The following is a 15,742-nucleotide window of genomic DNA, read 5'->3' as shown; positions in this document are numbered from 1 at the left end:
TCGACCTGACGCGGGTACGAAGCCCCGCTCGCGCCGACCGAGCCGGGGTGCGGGGGCCCTCGGGCAATCGCCGTCGGTGTCGCACACACCGTGGCAGCGAAGTCATCGTAAGGGGTGAGCGCCGACAGCCATGGGCGGGCCGGTGGAATCCGTGGCGACCGGGGATCAGCGGGAGTGACGCGGGGACGTGCGCGGACGCGAGCGGCCGCGCACGAAGACGAAGACCGCGGCGATGCCGGCGAGAACGACGCCCACCAGTCCTGTGACGGCCCACAGAGCACCGAAGTGGCTGCCGGTGTCCGCCATGGTGCCGGTGGAGGAGCCCAGGGGCGTGGCCGCTCGGCCGGTCCGGGCGGGGGAGGGTGCCGGTCCGCTCGCGGTGGAGGACGGGTGTGCGGTCGTGGTGGACGGGAGAGCGGTGAGCACGGTGTGGGCGTCGCCGCGGCTGACGGAGAAGCGCTCCCCGCCGATGGCGAGACCGTTACCGGAGACTGTTGCGGTCGTCGAACCGACGGTCAGCTCAGGGGAGTTCCGGGGAAGAAGGATCTTCGCGCCTGTGACGACCCGCAGCCTGCGCAGGGTCGTGTCGCGTGCCTTGCTGAGATCCAGGACGGCCGAGGAACCGGTCAGAGCGACCGCGCTGGATGTCCGCAGAGAGGTCCCGGAGACGATCAGGCTGCCTTTGGCCACGGTGGTGGCGCCGTTGTAGGCGGCGCTGGTGACGGTGGTGGCGGCGGCTCCGCTCTGCGTCACCGATCCGGCACCGGTCACCGCCGGGAGGACGGTGGGTGTCCCGGTGTTGCGGAGCACGAGTGAACCGTTGTCGATCACTCGGTCGAGGGCTCCGCCGGTGTGGAGGCTCCCGTCGCCGTCCGCGGTCCCGGAGCCGAGACGGAGGGTCGCGTTCCTCTCGATGGTGGTGGATCCGTCGTAGTACTGCGCTGCTGCGAAGGTCACGTCGTTGCCGCTGGTGCCGGCGATGACGACGTCCCCGGCGCCGGGAGCGCTGAGGGTGTCGTGATACATGCCGCCGCCGATGGGCGCGCCCAGGGTTACCGGTCCGTTGTAGTCGAAGGTGAGCCGGGAGCGCTGCCGTCTGGCGTGCAGGTTGATGTAGACCGTCTGCGCCGTGCCGGGCATGAAGATCTGGTGCGTGGTCCCGTCGCCCCACTGGACGTCGGCGCCCTCGATGTTGGTGCCGCGCTTGTTCAGTTTGTGGGCCACGGGCCGCCAGTTCAGTCCGGGGTCGCTCAGCGACGGCGCCACCCCGTCGCCGCTGTCACTCCAGCTGTAGACGCCGGTGAGGATCACCTTGCTGCCCGGGCGGGAGTGCACGTTGACGTCGTTGCCGTACTCGTGGCTGTAGAAGTTCTGCCGCTGTACGACAGTGTGGTTGAGCGGGGTGTCGATGATCCATGAACCGCGGTTGACGACGGCGCGGGCGTTGGGCAGTTCGGCGGCACAGGTGGTGCTCGCGAAGTTGACGCCCGTGCCGTTGTCGAAGATGCCGGAGAACGGGTTGGTGCCACAGATCTGGAGCGTTCCCCACATGTTCCGGGGCTGGGTGACCAGGCCGGAGCCGCTGATGACGCCCAGGTTGAACAGCCGGGTCAGCGACAGACGCAGTGTGCCGTCCACCCGGATGTTGTCCTGGTTCTGCTGGTAGCCGGGCGTGTTGTACGGGAAGGACCCGATCAGGCCGGTCGTACCGCCGGTGCCGTACTGGAGGGTTGCCCCCGCGTCCACGGTGACCGCGGGCTCGTCGGGACTGCCGACCACCACGTACGGGTGGTTGCCGCCCGGGATCCGGACCCTCTGGTGCTGCCGTGAGAGCGGCAGGGTGAAGGTGCTGTCCTTGGCGAGGACCAGCGTGCCGGTGCCGGACACGCGAAGGGCCCCTTCACCGCTGATCACGCCGGTGTACGTGTGGGTTCCCTGCGGGACGCGCACGACCGCGTCGCCGGTCAGGACGACATCGCGGTTCGCCAGGACGGCCGAGGTGATGTCGCCGTCCGCGGCGACCGCGCTGCCCACCGCAACCACCGGTGTGACAGCTCCCGCGACGAGGGCTGACGCCAGGACAAGGTGCCAAGATCGCTTCATCGAGTCAGGGTGCTTCCTGAAGTGCTGGTGATCCTTACGGACGTGAAGACCGGTGGCCGGCCACCGGGATCTCAAAAAAGCCCGGAGAAGTTCTCCATGCCACCTACGCCCTGGGGAACGGTTCCCTTTCGTGCCGTGCACAGGTCGCCGAGAAAACAGCGTCGGGGCGGCAACCTTCTCGGCCTCTGCGGCAACTGGGAACCGGAAGGCCGAGTCGAGCTACCGGATGGACGGGCATGAGGGAAACGAAGCACGCCGCGCCGCAACCGTGGCGCAGGCGCGGACTGGTCACGGGCGTTCCCTTGGCGCTGCTGGTCGTCGGCGTGCCGGCGTGCCGTCCACCGGGAGCGGAACCGGTGTAAGGATCACCGACATCTGCGGGGAGCGGCTGGCCGTCGCGGCACCGTCGTGCAGCCCGACGTCGCGCAGCCGACCGGCATCCGGTTCGCCCGGCATTGACCAGCCCGCCGGTCGGCCTTCACCGCCCCGCAACCGAGCACGACCGCCGTTCGAATCCAGGGCTGGGCACTGTTAGGCTGCGCTCCCCGTTGTTGAACGCGCAACCAACGCGCACATCATTGCCAGGAGAGGGCGACCGAGGGATGGTCCTCGATGACGCGTCCGCGGAGTTCCACGAATTCTTCGAACGCCACTATGCCGAACTCGCCCGTCTGGCTTACCTGCTGACCGGCGAGACCGACGCGGCGGACGACCTCGCGGCGGATGCCCTGGTCGCCCTGTGGCAGCGCTGGGACCGGTTGCGGCAGGCCGACCACCCGCTCGCCTACGCCCGCGGTGTGGTGGCCAACCTGGCGCGGGGACGGATCCGCAGCACGGTGCGGGAGCGACGTCGGATCACGCTGTTCTGGTCCCGCAGCCCCGAGAAGGTGGAGGGGCCGGACATGGCGGCCGTGCTGGACGTCCGCGCGGCGCTCGCCCGGCTGCCGTTCCGCAAACGCGCCTGCGTGGTGCTGCGGCACGCCTTCGACCTGTCGGAGAAGGACACCGCGGTGGCGCTGGGCATCTCGGTCGGCACGGTGAAGAGCCAGACCTCGAAGGGAATGGCCGAGCTGGAAAGGACACTGGGCGCACGAGCGGCCGGGGACCTGGTGGCAGGGAGGAGGAACCGGTGAACGAGGAGATCGCCCGTCAGCTGCGGGAGGCCACCGAGGCCCACCGGCCCGACCGCGCGAGGATGCTGGCCCGGGTGCAACGCGGCATGGCCGGCCCCGCCGTCCGTCACCGCGCGCGGCCTTTCGCGAGGTCCGGGACCAGGGTCGCGCTCGCCGGGCTCGCCGCCGCCGGCATCCTGGCGACCGGCGGCCTTGCCGTCGCCGCCATCGTCGCGACCCCGTCGCCGTCGGCCACCGTGACCGTGCCTGCCACCCCGTCCCCGACCGCCGGCTCCCCGCACCCGACATCGGCCCGCCCCACCCCTGTCGCGCCGGCCCCGGCCACCACCCCGGGCAGCGCGCGCCCGACTCCGCCGGCCCCCAGTCCATCGCCGACCGCCGGCGAGAGCCAGCACGGGCCGCTGTGGGCGGCCGGCTCGGTGGACCCGGGCAGCACCGTCTACTGGACGCAGAGCAACCTCGCCCTCAAAACGACCCAGCCGCTCAACTCACTCACGGTCGAGATGCGGATCGTACAGACCGGCGGGGTGAAGAACACCGGCACCTGGCAGACCCTGCCGAGTGGTGACTTCACCGTCACCGTTCAGGAGGCCGACGGCACGCTGGTCTACCGCTGGGTCCTCAAGCCGGGCCTGACCGTGCCGGCCGGGAGCCATGAGTTCGCCGCGCAGTTCAACAACGGCACCAGCGTCCGCAGTGCCGCGGGCGACGGCTACCGCGTCGACGGGCAGGGTTCGGGCGGCTCCTCGTCGGTCCGGGGAGGGTTCGTCCCGACCCGGTGAACGTCGCTGTGCGGCAAGGGGACGAGCCTCCTTGCCGCACAACTCGATGGTCGAGCATGCCGATCGGGAACTTCCCGGGCAGCTTCGGCTCGTCGTACACGACGGTCATGAGCGACACGACGAAGAACCTGTTCGAGGCGCCGCAGGTCTACAAGGTCCAGGGCCAGAACCAGTACCTCATGATCGTCGAGGCTCGGGGCGCGAACGAGCAGCGCTACTTCCGCTCTTCTACCGCCACGAGCCTGAGCGGTCCGTGGGCCCCGCAGGCCGCCACCGAGAGCAGCCCGTTCGCGGGCAAGGCCAACAGCGGTGCCACCTGGACCAACGACATCAGCCATGGTGACCTGGTCCGCACCAACCCCGACCAGACCATGACCATCGACCCCTGCCACCCGCAGTTCCTCTACCAGGGCAAGTCCGCCACCGCGACCGGCCCCTACGACCGACTGCCGTGGCGGCCGGGCGTCCTCACCCTGTAGCGCCGACCGCTGCTCACTGCCTCGTCGAGGAACCCCAGCCGTGCGCCGGCTGGGGTTCCCGTCGTTTGGGGACCAGACGGAGGCTCGGCGAGGCTTGTCGGGCTGATGGGTGGGTTCCTGGTCCTGCCGGTGTGGGCGTGGGCGCCGACGTCCTGGTTCGGCGTTCTGCCGTCACGCGTCAGCACCGTGATCCCCTTGTCCGCAGCCCGGCGAAGATGACGAATGCGCCCCCATCGGTGAGATGGGGGCGCATTCGTGCCTTCGCCTACTTGAGCGCTGTACCGCCCGAGTTGTGGTAAGCGATCGTCTTGTTGATCAGGTTTCCGCCGTCGGTTTCGACCGTGGTCTGTTCCTGCTGCCCTGCACCGAAGAGCAGCCCGGCGACATGGGCGTTCGCAACCTGGTCCATGTGTGCGAAGAACCAGTCCACCTTGTCGTCCTTGTAGTGGTTGAGGGTGTTGTTCTGCGTCATGTTGCCCACGGGGATCTGCCACAGGACCACCGGCTTGCCCACGGACTCGGACATCGTCTTGTAGAACTGCAGCGCGGCGGCGGCCTTCTGGTCGGTCCAGAAGTGGTCACTGCCGCCGTGGGCCGGCTGTGCGTACCAGCCCGCGTCGCGGTCCGACACGTCGGAGACCAGGAAGTCGGCGTTCTGCGCCCCGAGGCTCGCGTAGTCCTTGACGCATCCCTGGGTGTTGTTCTGCCAGTCCCAGCAGGTGAGGTGGAGCCCCGCGGCGGTGTTCGGCGCGTACTTGTGGGCCATCGAGATCAGGCAGCGGGCGAGTCCGGCGGCGCTGTTCTCCTGTGATCCGCAATCCGTCGGATTCGCGGCCGAGACCTGCGCGGCAACCTTGTGCGGATCGCCGAGCGACCGGACGTAGCCCCAGAAGTCGGGTTCGAGGTCGATCGCGTCGTGCGACGTGCCGATCTTCTGGAGGAAGAAACGGTAGTCGTTCAGGTACCGGGTGAGCAGGTCAAGCCGGTTGATGGCCTTGACCTCGCCTGGCCCGTCGCCCTGGCCCGCCGCATCCCCGAGGTCGCGCAACGAGTACCAGGTCCAGAGCATCTTCTGCGGACGCGGGCTGCCCTTGTACGTCGCCTGGGCCGCCACGCTGTCCCGCCAGGTCACGTAGGTGCCGGGCGCCGTGGTGCTGCCGTTCCAGCAGCCCCACCACCCCGACCAACCGTCGTGGCAGCGCGCTGCCGAGTAGTAGTCCGACGAGGGCGCGGGCTGGCTGTGCACATAGGCGTACCGCACGTCGAACGGCGCGGCGGTCGCCGAGGCGTCGGACATGGAGCCGCCGATGAGCACCGTGCTGCTGCCCATGAAACGTGTCGTCGAGCTGCCGCCACCGGTCGCGGGAGACGGCGTCGACGACGGCTGCGAGCCGCCGCTCGGAGCCTGGCTGGTGGGAACGCTGCTGCTCGGCGGGGTGGGTGTATCGGAGCCGTCGACGCTCCCGGCCGGGACGAGCTGCCACTGCTGATCGGCGCCGCCCCGGTCGCGGTTCTGGACGACACCGCTCCCGTTGGCTTTCGCGGCGTTGTGGACATCGACGGCCATGCCACTGAAGCGATTGACCAAACGCACGTAGCCGTCCGGCGACTTGGCCAGTTTGAACTGCTGGTTGGTGCCGTTCAGGTCTTTCCACTGCACGATGGCGGAGCCGGCGGTCTTCGACCAGCCGAGGTCGTCCAGCACCTTGGCGGAGTTCCGGTTCTGCAACCGGTAGTAACCGTCACCCGCGTCGATGAACCGCCACTGCTGGTTGGCGCCGCCGTGGCGCGTCCACTGCACCACCGCCGCGCCGTCGTTCTTGGCGAAAGCGCGGTCGTCCAGCACCTTGCCGCTGTTGCGGTTGACCAGCACGTACCACTTCTTCAGATCCAGGGTCTTTTGCTGCGCCGAAGCCTGGCTGACCACGACAGCCGAGCCGGCCACGACCACCATGGTGAGACCCGCCCAGAGACCCCGACGCGCGAGCAACCGACGGCCACGATGCTTCGGGCGGCCACCGCGCGCGCCGCCGTCGGCACGGTGGCCGCCGACGCGGGACGCCACCGATGACGTGGGTGGGCCGGGGACATGTCTGTGCTCTCGTTCCAGGGACATGTCTGTGCTCTCTTTCAGCCGTTGCATCTGACCGGACCACTTGGCCGGACAACGCTGAGTGGTCCGAGAGGCCGAAAAGGTTGCCGCGAAGAGCCACGGAATCTTCTTTCGTCTTAGAGATCGTTCTCGACGACCTGGTCCGCGCCGAGCGTGCGAAACACCACAGCGCAGGGGAAGCCAAGCAGGTCGGTGACGACGCAGACGGCACGGGAGGATGAGCTCATGGACGACCTGCTGAGGTTCCTCCGCGCACGCAACGAGGAGGACAACCACGCCTATGCCTACGTGGCTCACACCTTTGGCGGCGAGGCCCTTCTCGACAGCCATCTGCCGATGCTCGACCTGATCGACATGCTGGCACGGGACTTCAAGACGATGGATCCCACGGACTCGCGCATACCCGGGCTCGCATACGCGCTGCGCGTCCTCGCCCAGTCCTACGCCGAGCGTCCCGGCTATCGAGAGGAGTGGCGGCCCTAGAGGTCACCACGCAGGCGGATCTCTAGTGGTGCGCTTGTGGTGCGAGCCCCTCCGACCGGTCTAGACAACAAAGAACCCCCGGGCCTCTGACCTGGGGGTTTCTGCTGGAGCGGGTGACGAGAATCGAACTCGCGCTCTCAGCTTGGGAAGCTGAGGTGATTTAGGGCCTGCTGTTGAGCTGATCTGCGACGGAAGGAGCTGGCGCCGGTAGCCGGGTCCGCTGCTTCCCCGGTGTTCCCCGCGGTTCCCCGTACAATCTGGCACACGTCTGGCACGACCTCTTCCTCCCGAACTCCCGGCCGGTTAGTCATCCAGGTCCAGTGGGCTGGTCAGCCAGCCATAGACGGTTGTGGACGGTCGGATGCGGTCACGGTGGTTGCTGTACTTCGCTGCTGTACCGGAGTTGGGCGCCTCGCCTCATTTCCCGTAAGACCTCACCCGTTCTGGCACGGATGTGGCACGGGTCGATCAACGGCGGACGACCAGGATGTGCTGGACCGCGGGTTCAGCGTCAGGTGAAGTACGGGTTCGTCAGGTCGATGGTGAGGGAGTTGCCGAGGTTGTTGGTGAAAGTGGCCAGTGAGCCGTGGACATCCGCTTGCTCGAACGGGTTGGAGTTCAGCAACGACACCAGCCACACCAGGCCCTTGTACTGGTCGAGCCGCGCGAAGAAACCCTCTGAGCCCAGCGAGCCATCCCCACAGCACACATACCCCGCCCCGTCCGGCAACTGCGCCAGACCTTGCGGATGCACGTCGGCTCTCGTCAGCCGCTCCCGATCCTCCATCAGCAACTCATCCAGGTCGAGCGGCTCGCCGATGTCGAACCACGAAAGCTCAGGACCGTCCACGTCGACCGCCCACGCGGAACCGTCCGCACGGAACACCCCATCCACGGCCGGCCGCTCATTCGCCAGCCACAGATCGATGATGCCTTTGCCCATTCTCCCTCCCAGCCCGCTGACTCCGGCTCCAGTTGCGGTGCGCGCACCGCCTTGCGCTATCGGCTTGGGAAGCTGCGATCACTTGCGGCTGGTTCGGGCGCTGACCTGGGCGAACGGCCGGAGCGCCGCCCCGTCGGGGCTGGCTGCTTCCACCGTGAGTCCCCGCTGTCCCCCGCCCGATCTGGTGCATTTGTAAGCGCGCATGCGTCATCTCCGCTTCGTTGGAACCTATCGCTTCTGCGCCCTGTAGTGCTTCATCAGGGCAGTGATCCGTGTGTGGTCCGCCTGACCGTTGAGCTCGGCCACGAGATCGTCAGGACACAATTCATAGAGATCGCCCCACCATCGACGTCCTCGGTTGTCCCAGATCCGGTATCCACCTGGCACACCCCGGGCGACGTAGCGTCTCCTGCTCACAGTCCCCCTGCCCCAGCACCGTTCGTGCCGTGCTTCAACGACTGGTTCCCGATGCGTGACCATACGTGGGCTGCGGCCGAGCGGCGAGGGAGTATGCAACTGCCGGCCTACACGCTTTCCAACTGTGGTGCCTCGCTTGGCCGCGTACGGGTCCGTTCACCTGCGTTCATGGCCGGTCGGGCGCGGGAGCGGCTACGGGCTACGGTCTCGTCTGAACGGCCGTGAACGTCGCTGAGTGAGACGGAAACTGAGACGGAGGGTGGGGCCGGACTCGCTAGCATCGTTGCTGCTGAAGGGGGAGGCATGGCACTGGTCCGCAAGGGATCACGACAGATCGATGTCGACGGCACGCCCTACCGCTGGCGGCTGCGAGGCAGGCCGACGTACTCCCAGGGGCTGGCATGGTCGCCATGCACGTTGGCGGTCGAGCATGCGGACACCCCGGGAGCGACGCTCGTGGTCTCCACCGATCAGCCGCATCCGAGCAACTGGATCGGTCGCGAGGCTGAGCCTGTGCTGCCGTCCGGTGTCGCCGCGGCTGTTCGGCTCGCCCTGCGTGAGGGTTGGACTCCGACGGTTCCGGGCTCGGCCTTCCACCTCGACCAGTCCGCCGACTTCGCGCCTTCGCATTGAACGGAGCCGGGGAATCATCGGTGCCTGTACCTCAGCCGACGACAGTCCGCCACCATGGCGGGTTCGCCGACCGATCAGTCGCGCGTGTGCCTCGCTGCATCCCCACCGGCCTCCGCCACGCCTCTTTCGGCGGATGATCAACCACCGTAGCGGCTGCGCAGATCCTCGGTGATCTTCGACATCAGCTCGGTCGCGCCTTGCGGTTGTATCTCCTTCAGCGGACGTTCCATCTGGGGGTCGTAGGCCGTCAGTCCGGTTTCCTTCTCGATGATGGCTGAAAGGGTGAAGACCTTGCCGAGTGCGACCGCAGCATCGTCCCCTGCATGCCAGTAGGGCACCGTGATGCTCACCTCGTCACCGAAGACAGACAGGTCGATGCCGGTGCCCGAGTGGCTAAGGTCCCGCGACTCCTGCTCGTACTCCGTGATGTCCACTTCGCCCAGTAGCACCCGGGCCTGCGGGACTATGCGGTCCCAAGCTTCAAGGAGGCGGGCGGGGATCGGCTCGCTGTGCTCGGCCGCGTCTTCCATCGCCTCCAGGACCTCGTCCCATGACTGCCCGTCGCGCCGGCTCAAGAAGTAGATGTCGTAGCTCACCGCGCGATCGTAGACACTTCTCTTGCTGGCCACAGTCCGCCTGATACCTTACGACGAGGGGTTGCTCACCAGTCCCGCCACCGGTCCGTGAGCTCGTGCCGACCGAGGCCCCGCCTGGCGGTCAGGGTCGCGACGTCGACTCCCTGCTCGGTGAGCGCCTCATCGATGTAGGCGCACAGTTGCTCGCGTTCATCGGTTTCGAAGGCGCATTCGTCGTGAGCGTCGTTCACGGCGTTCAGGGCCAGGACGACGCGCTCCACTGCGGCGAAGATCCGTGCGTCGTCTCCTTCGGCGAGCGTGGGCAACTCGGCCTCGAACACGTCGAGGACGGCATCGGTCTCCAGCAAGAGCTCTTCGGGGAACAGCTCGACCATGCACGCGCAGTCGGGATCCAGGGTGCCGGCGGCAAGCTCCGCGGCCTCCTCGGCTATGCCCTTGCGCCAGTTCGTCGTCGGTCTCTCAGCCATGGAGCGGACCGTACAACGCAGGGCTGACAGCAAGACCTGTCTTCATGGGAGAACCTCAGCTTGGGAAGTTAAGGGCATCTAGGGCGCGCTCTCGGGCTGACCTGCGATGGACCAGCGTCGGGGGCTCGGTGGGCGGTCGACTGGTTCCCCGGTGTTCCCCCTACAACCCGGCACGCTTCTGGCACGAGCACTCCGCCCCGAACTACCGGCGGTCGGCCATGGGTGCGGCGTCGTGGCTCGGTCGCTGCCGTTGCGGGGCACGGACGAGGATCATTCGAACTATGGGTGATGTGCGAGACGGCGTCATCGGTGTGTGGTGGGTCGGCTGGTCGGGCCGGCTCATGGGCTACGTACTGGCCGCCGGCCCAGCGTGCGGGGCGCTGTCCGCCTGGCTGGGCGTGCTCTCCCACCCGGGCACGCAGTCCGTGAGCTCTGCGGGGATCGCTACTGCCGTCGCCCTGGGTTCGGCCTCTTCGCCTGGTGGGGTCTCCTTCGCATACGCCTGGAACTCACGCCGGACATGATCGTCATGGTGAATCCCTGGGGCACTCAACGTCTGCCGTGGTCGCGTGTCAGCGCGGTGAGCCTCGGCAACTGGGGTGCGCAGTTCCACACGACGGACGGGTTCACGTACTCGGCGTACGCCCTGAGTGGTCTGGCAGGTGGGACTCGGCAGGATGAGCGGTTCGCTGATGTGCGGCGGATCGTTGATGCCCAACTCCACAGTGGACACCCGATTTGAGGAGTTCGATCTACCCTCGTTCTGGTAGAGACCCACGTTGGGCACCGGTGTCGGATGAGGTTGCCGAGTGCCGCCGCCGTCCGCGCTCGCTGATGTCAGCGTTGGATGTCAGTCGAACACTGGAACGAGGGGCTGTTGGGCCTCCGCCCGGGTGCTGGTCTCTGGTTCGTCCCGGAGTTGGTGGTTGGTGGTGTGGAACTCGTCCAGGAGATCGAAGAACATCTCCATGACGGGCCTTCCAAGTCGCTCCGCTTCGCGCTCGATCTCCCTTGCCCAGCCGAGGGCGGAATGGCGGCCCAGGCGCTGCCACAGCCACTCGGAGAAGCCGCCCTGGGTGCCGGGGTTCCAGAAGTCGAAGGGCTCCGCGATGTCGTGGATGCCCAAGGCAACCCGGTAGCCGATGAGCATGGAGTTCAGGTGCTGCAAGGAGCTGCGGTGAATCCACATACCTGGTCGGAGTCGGACTTCCTCCAGGAAGTCGTACACATCGGCAAGTTCTCCGAGGTGCCTGGGCCTGCGTCTTGTCCCGTCCGTCTCCTTCATGCAAGCACCCTAATCAGGCTCGCCCGATGGTGAGGACCCTGCGTGGGGCTTGAAGGCGTATGTACAGCACAGGACTTGGGCGCCTTGTCGATGTGCCAGCGGAAGGAAGACCACCGGCCGGATCGTCGACGCCAAGCGCCGCGAGCTGCTCGACAAGGTGGACCAGGGCGTGCCCGTTCCCACCAAGTCCGCCAAGCTCTCCGAGTGGCTGCCGTACCAGCTGGACAACGTCATCAAGCCCCGACGGAAGCTCGGCACCTTCGACAAGAGGCACACGTCCGGCTCTACCTGGTGCCCCTCCTCGGCGCCAAGCGCCTCGAATCCCTCGGTGTCGCCGACGTCCGCCGCTTCCTCGTCCGCCTGGAGAAGGAGAGCACTGCCGCAACCGCCAAGGAATCGCACCGAGTTCTGCGCTCGGCTCTGTCCTCCGCCTGCCGCGAGGAACTCATCACGCGCAACGTCGCCAAGTTCATCGAGCCGCCCCGCACGGACACGCCCGAGCTGCACCCCTGGACCCTGGACGAGACGCTCGACTTCCTCGCGGCCTCCCGCAAGGACCCGCTCTACGCGGCCTTCGTCCTCGCCATCGCCATGGGCCTGCGCCGGGGAGAGATCGTCGGCCTCCGCTGGTCTGACCTCGACCTCGACAACCGCGTCCTCTACGTCCGCCACCAGGTCCAGCGCCGCCGTGGCGTCCTGTACGACGACGATCCCAAGAGCCGCCGTCGCCGAGCCGTCCCGCGGCCCGCCCTCTGCATCGCGCCCCTGCGCTGGCATCGCATGTGGCAAGCAGCTGCCCGTACCAAGGCGGGGGAGAGGTGGCATGCGTCGGACTACGTCTTCGCCACCCGCACCGGCCGCCCGGTCGAGCCGCGCAACCTCTACCGCTCCTTCACCCGCGCCGCCGAGTCCGCCGGCCTCCGCGTCATCCGGCTGCACGACGCCCGCCACGGCACCGCCACCCTCCTCACGGCGGCCGGGGTCGCGTCCGGCGTCGTGATGGAGATCCTGGGCCACTCCCAGATCAGCATCACCATGGACGTGTACACCCACGTCGTCCAGGACACCCAGCGCGAAGCCATGAGCCACATGGACCGGCTGCTCAGGAACAGGAAGAGGCGCCCCGGTCGTGAGTGACCGCCCTCGTTGATGTCAGAAGGGGACGACCTCCGGATATCCGGAGGTCGTCCCCTTCTGACCTGGTGCCCCCGGCAGGATTCGAACCTGCGACACCCGCTTTAGGAGTTTTCCCTGGACAGGGCTGTGACCTGTGGAAACGTGGGACTCAATGCGTCTGGCCCGGCGAAACACCCCTCCGTAGTTCTCGCGTGTTCATGTTGTTTCCGCGCTCATATGTGCTGAATCCGTTCCGCGGGGACACCCCATGAGCCGACTCAGTGACGAGTTATGCGCGGTCCTCGCGCCTCTCGATCGCCTGCGCGGCCCGGCACTGCTCGTGTTCCTCGGCGACGCGGCCTGCCTTGAGGTAGGCGCGGCCGAGTCGGCATCTCGGCGGTCCAACAGGCATGGTCTGTCTTGCCGAGTTCCACCGCATGGCCGACGACGGTGGCGAGAACTTCTGCCCTCGCATGCTGTGTCGCAGATCCACGAACAGGCAGCCGTCCGGGTAGTGGCGGCGGATCTCATGAGCGGCGCATACGACGCGCGCGGTCTTCCCGAGCCCTGCCGTGCCGTCCACCGCCACGACGGACACGGACCCGCCGTAGCGGAACGCCGTGGGCTGCTGCATGGCGGAGCGGAAGACCGCCTGGCCGGCCAGACGATCGGCAGGGGCGCCGCGGAAGACGTGTGGACAGCCAAGTACCCCATCCAGTAAATGGTTGATCAAGGACCGCTGAGGTCGTCCGAGGCGGTGTTACGCTCCGCGTGCTCCGCGGTTCTGTGCCGCAGCAACGGGGGACGGACGGCCAGGTGCCGGAAAGACGAGCAACCGCCGTTTGCACGACCGGATCCATGCGCGTTGACCCCGCCGCGAGCACAGGCACTCGACACTGACCGGCCCGGCCCAGCCTGAAATGAAGACACCTGTGAATCGAACCGTGCACCAACGCGGCTGGCTCGCGCTTCTGCTGGCCGGCGCGGTGATGGCAGCGCTACCAGCGGCAGCAGCCGCCGACGAGACCCCGATCGACCCGGCACTGCCGACGCCCACGGTGCCGGTCGGTGCGAACTGCGGCAGCGACAGCAGCCCGGCCTGGGCCACCGTGTCCAGTCCGCCGCCCGCGGGCATGACCGTCTCCATCGGCGTACCGCGGCCGACGGTGAACGGAGTGACGTACCAGGGGGTCGTCCACGCGTGGGACGTGGACGGTTCGCAGGCGGCGGACGGGTCCGCCGCCGGGCTGCCGGTGTTCTTCCAATCCGTGTACGTCCCGCTGCCACTGGCGGACGGGCACACCTACGGCTGGCACGCGTCGACGTACGACGGGACGGCGTACTCGAATCCGACCGCACCCTGCTACTTCAGGCTGGACGGAAACCCGCCCCCCACCCCGGTCGTCACCAACCCGGACTTCCCCCCGGCGGGCAGCCCGGGAACGCCCACGAAGGCCGCCGGGCAGCCCACCACGTTCAGCTTCAGCTCCACCGGCGATCCCCTGCCCGCCGGGTGCACCGAGGCGGGGACTCCGGACTGCCAGGCCAGCGGCTTGGACCATTTCGAGTACGCCTTCGACCAGCAGCCCGGCATCGGCGCGGCCCGGGTTCCCGTCGACGCGGAGGGCAAGGGCAGTGTGACGGTCGCCCTGTCCTGGGGTGTCCACACCCTCTACGTCGTTGGGGCCGACGCGGCCGGGAACCGGTCGCAGTCGCCGGCCGCGTACACGTTCACGGTTCCGTGGCAGCTCCCGCCCCCGGTTCTGCCCACCCTCGACCTCACCGCCCCGGCGACAGTCGGCCGGGCGGCGCAACTGGCCGTCTCGGGGCAGCTGTCGGCGGCTCCGTACCCATCCGGTGAGGTCGTTCACGTGGTCAAGAGCGACCTGGCCCATCCCGCTGGTATGGCGCTGCCCGATGCGTCGTTGTCCGCCGACGGCACCTTCAGCATCACCGACGTCCCGCAGGTCGGGGGAGCCAACACCTACACCGTGACCTACCCGGGTGACTCCACCCACCAGACCGTCAACGCGTCCGCCACCGTCCAGGTCTCCCGCAGTGCCACCGCGGTGTCCGTCACCACCAACGCTCCGTCGTACGCCTACGGCGCGACCGCAAAGGTCACCGCCCGCCTCGGCACGACCTACAACGGCCGCACTCTCGCGGTCTACGCCCAGCCTTACGGGGGCAAGAAGGCGCTGGTCACGACTGGCACGGTGGACAGCCACGGCAACCTGGCCGCGACCTACAAGCTCACCCGCAAGACCACCTTCACCGCAGCTTTCGCCGGTGACTACCGCTACGCCCCTAACACGGCTTTCAGTACCGCGTCGGCCTACGCCAAGGTGTCCGAGTCGCTGAGCGGCTACTACGGGAGTACCCACTACGGCAGCCTCCTCTACCGGGTCTACCACCACACCGCCAAGGCCAAGCTGAACGCCACGGTCACGCCCGACAAGGCCGGCCAGTGCGTGCGATTCCAGACCCAGCGGTACTACGGCGGTGCCTGGCACACGCAGAGCACATCCTCCTGCCACACGCTCAGCACGACGAGCGCCGGCTATGCGACGCTGAGCCTGACCAATGCGGTCACCAGCAAGTTCCGTATGCGGGCCGAGTACGTCCACAGCAGCAAGGACACCGGCAACCTCAGCACTTGGGGCGCATGGCAGTACTTCACCGTCAGGCAGTGACACACAAGGTGCCGGGTTCCCGCCAAGGGGGTGCTCGACGTCCGGGACCGGAAGTTGACCGACCGCGCCTCGCGTGCAACACACGTGCCACCTGAAGGGGTTCGCTGCGCCTGACCGTAACCGGTCACGTGTCTGCCCGGGTGGCAGCCGGGCGGCTTGACGAGCAGCTTGCGGGACGACTGTGTCAGGCCGTTCCGGAGGCCCGTGGGCGCCACAGGCGGGCTAAACCTCCACAACCTTCCGAGGCGCAGGCAACAGGTCTGGAGCTGATGACACGCCCGGGACACAGCAGCTCGCTGGCGCGCTGATCTATCAGCACACGATCCACGTGGCATTGGTAGCACGTGTGCACACAGAATAAAGGGCCAGCCTGAGGGGGAAACCCCTCCTGAGCTGGCCCTTCATCGTGTGCCCCCGGCAGGATTCGAACCTGCGACACCCGCTTTAGGAGAGGGTCTATGGCATGCCCTGTCTGTGATGGCCTTTCACTGGCTTCACC

Annotated in this window: 16 protein-coding genes and 1 pseudogene; 9 read left to right on the top strand and 8 right to left on the bottom strand. The window is 67.7% G+C overall.

The features are described 5' to 3' along the window. Window positions 1–165 precede the first annotated feature (165 nt). Complete coding sequence (locus AB0P24_RS13805) at window positions 166–2,103, bottom strand: autotransporter (protein WP_365793486.1); 1,938 nt, start codon at window positions 2,101–2,103, stop codon at window positions 166–168. A 602-nt stretch (window positions 2,104–2,705) separates the two neighbouring features. Here AB0P24_RS13805 and AB0P24_RS13800 point away from each other — a divergent pair. Genes AB0P24_RS13800 through AB0P24_RS13790 form a run of 3 tightly spaced genes read left to right on the top strand, consistent with a single transcriptional unit; the run spans window position 2,706 to window position 4,497 of the window. Further along, window positions 2,706–3,236 carry a SigE family RNA polymerase sigma factor gene (locus AB0P24_RS13800; RefSeq protein WP_234543360.1) on the top strand — a complete coding sequence of 177 codons (531 nt, stop codon included), beginning with the start codon at window positions 2,706–2,708 and terminating at the stop codon, window positions 3,234–3,236. Further along, window positions 3,233–4,018, top strand: coding sequence for a hypothetical protein (locus tag AB0P24_RS13795; protein ID WP_365793484.1), 786 nt, complete (start codon window positions 3,233–3,235; stop codon window positions 4,016–4,018). The genes AB0P24_RS13800 and AB0P24_RS13795 overlap by 4 nt, the downstream gene beginning before the upstream one ends. 56 nt (window positions 4,019–4,074) lie before the next feature. Beyond that, window positions 4,075–4,497 (top strand): non-reducing end alpha-L-arabinofuranosidase family hydrolase, encoded by a 423-nt coding sequence (locus AB0P24_RS13790; RefSeq protein WP_365793482.1) that lies wholly within the window; start codon window positions 4,075–4,077, stop codon window positions 4,495–4,497. Window positions 4,498–4,762: 265 nt separating this feature from the next. Here AB0P24_RS13790 and AB0P24_RS13785 read toward each other — a convergent pair whose 3' ends face one another. Continuing rightward, window positions 4,763–6,451, bottom strand: a complete 1,689-nt coding sequence (locus AB0P24_RS13785; protein ID WP_365793480.1) for an RICIN domain-containing protein — start codon at window positions 6,449–6,451, stop codon at window positions 4,763–4,765. A gap of 351 nt (window positions 6,452–6,802) precedes the next feature. On the opposite strand from AB0P24_RS13785, the gene AB0P24_RS13780 reads away from it, so the two are divergent. Next, window positions 6,803–7,093, top strand: a complete 291-nt coding sequence (locus tag AB0P24_RS13780) for a DUF6221 family protein (protein WP_365793478.1) — start codon at window positions 6,803–6,805, stop codon at window positions 7,091–7,093. A gap of 511 nt (window positions 7,094–7,604) precedes the next feature. Here the strand turns inward: AB0P24_RS13780 and AB0P24_RS13775 are convergent. Then, window positions 7,605–8,036 (bottom strand): hypothetical protein, encoded by a 432-nt coding sequence (locus tag AB0P24_RS13775; protein WP_365793476.1) that lies wholly within the window; start codon window positions 8,034–8,036, stop codon window positions 7,605–7,607. A 228-nt stretch (window positions 8,037–8,264) separates the two neighbouring features. Next, complete coding sequence (locus AB0P24_RS13770; protein ID WP_365793474.1) at window positions 8,265–8,453, bottom strand: hypothetical protein; 189 nt, start codon at window positions 8,451–8,453, stop codon at window positions 8,265–8,267. A 303-nt stretch (window positions 8,454–8,756) separates the two neighbouring features. Between AB0P24_RS13770 and AB0P24_RS13765 the strand changes: the two genes are divergently transcribed. Continuing rightward, on the top strand, window positions 8,757–9,086 hold the full coding sequence (locus tag AB0P24_RS13765) for a hypothetical protein (RefSeq protein WP_365793472.1): 330 nt from the start codon (window positions 8,757–8,759) through the stop codon (window positions 9,084–9,086). A gap of 137 nt (window positions 9,087–9,223) precedes the next feature. On the opposite strand, the gene AB0P24_RS13760 is transcribed toward AB0P24_RS13765, so the two are convergent. Beyond that, complete coding sequence (locus tag AB0P24_RS13760; RefSeq protein ID WP_365793470.1) at window positions 9,224–9,682, bottom strand: hypothetical protein; 459 nt, start codon at window positions 9,680–9,682, stop codon at window positions 9,224–9,226. Window positions 9,683–9,747: 65 nt separating this feature from the next. Beyond that, the gene (locus AB0P24_RS13755; RefSeq protein ID WP_365793468.1) at window positions 9,748–10,149 is read right to left on the bottom strand and encodes a hypothetical protein; all 402 of its coding nucleotides are present in this window, start codon (window positions 10,147–10,149) and stop codon (window positions 9,748–9,750) included. A 281-nt stretch (window positions 10,150–10,430) separates the two neighbouring features. On the opposite strand from AB0P24_RS13755, the gene AB0P24_RS13750 reads away from it, so the two are divergent. Both AB0P24_RS13750 and AB0P24_RS13745 read left to right on the top strand, forming a co-directional pair. After that, on the top strand, window positions 10,431–10,673 hold the full coding sequence (locus AB0P24_RS13750) for a hypothetical protein (RefSeq protein WP_365793466.1): 243 nt from the start codon (window positions 10,431–10,433) through the stop codon (window positions 10,671–10,673). Further along, window positions 10,670–10,891: a hypothetical protein gene (locus AB0P24_RS13745; protein WP_365793464.1), complete on the top strand. Its 222-nt coding sequence runs from the start codon at window positions 10,670–10,672 to the stop codon at window positions 10,889–10,891. Before AB0P24_RS13750 ends, AB0P24_RS13745 begins: the two co-directional genes overlap by 4 nt. A 108-nt stretch (window positions 10,892–10,999) precedes the next feature. Here AB0P24_RS13745 and AB0P24_RS13740 read toward each other — a convergent pair whose 3' ends face one another. After that, window positions 11,000–11,317 (bottom strand): hypothetical protein, encoded by a 318-nt coding sequence (locus AB0P24_RS13740; protein WP_365793462.1) that lies wholly within the window; start codon window positions 11,315–11,317, stop codon window positions 11,000–11,002. A 244-nt stretch (window positions 11,318–11,561) separates the two neighbouring features. Between AB0P24_RS13740 and AB0P24_RS13735 the strand changes: the two are divergent. Continuing rightward, window positions 11,562–12,571 (top strand): annotated as a pseudogene (locus tag AB0P24_RS13735) (site-specific integrase); the annotation flags it as partial. A gap of 268 nt (window positions 12,572–12,839) precedes the next feature. Here AB0P24_RS13735 and AB0P24_RS13730 read toward each other — a convergent pair. Then, window positions 12,840–13,184, bottom strand: a complete 345-nt coding sequence (locus AB0P24_RS13730; protein ID WP_365793460.1) for a hypothetical protein — start codon at window positions 13,182–13,184, stop codon at window positions 12,840–12,842. A gap of 298 nt (window positions 13,185–13,482) precedes the next feature. On the opposite strand from AB0P24_RS13730, the gene AB0P24_RS13725 reads away from it, so the two are divergent. Continuing rightward, window positions 13,483–15,243, top strand: a complete 1,761-nt coding sequence (locus AB0P24_RS13725) for a hypothetical protein (RefSeq protein WP_365793459.1) — start codon at window positions 13,483–13,485, stop codon at window positions 15,241–15,243. The last annotated feature ends 499 nt before the right edge of the window (window positions 15,244–15,742 follow it).

Source organism: Streptomyces sp. NPDC086519 (genome assembly GCF_040686075.1).
Taxonomy (GTDB): domain Bacteria; phylum Actinomycetota; class Actinomycetes; order Streptomycetales; family Streptomycetaceae; genus Streptomyces; species Streptomyces shenzhenensis.
The sequence above is the reverse complement of the archived record's forward strand: the minus strand, read 5'-3'. Positions and strand labels throughout refer to the sequence as shown.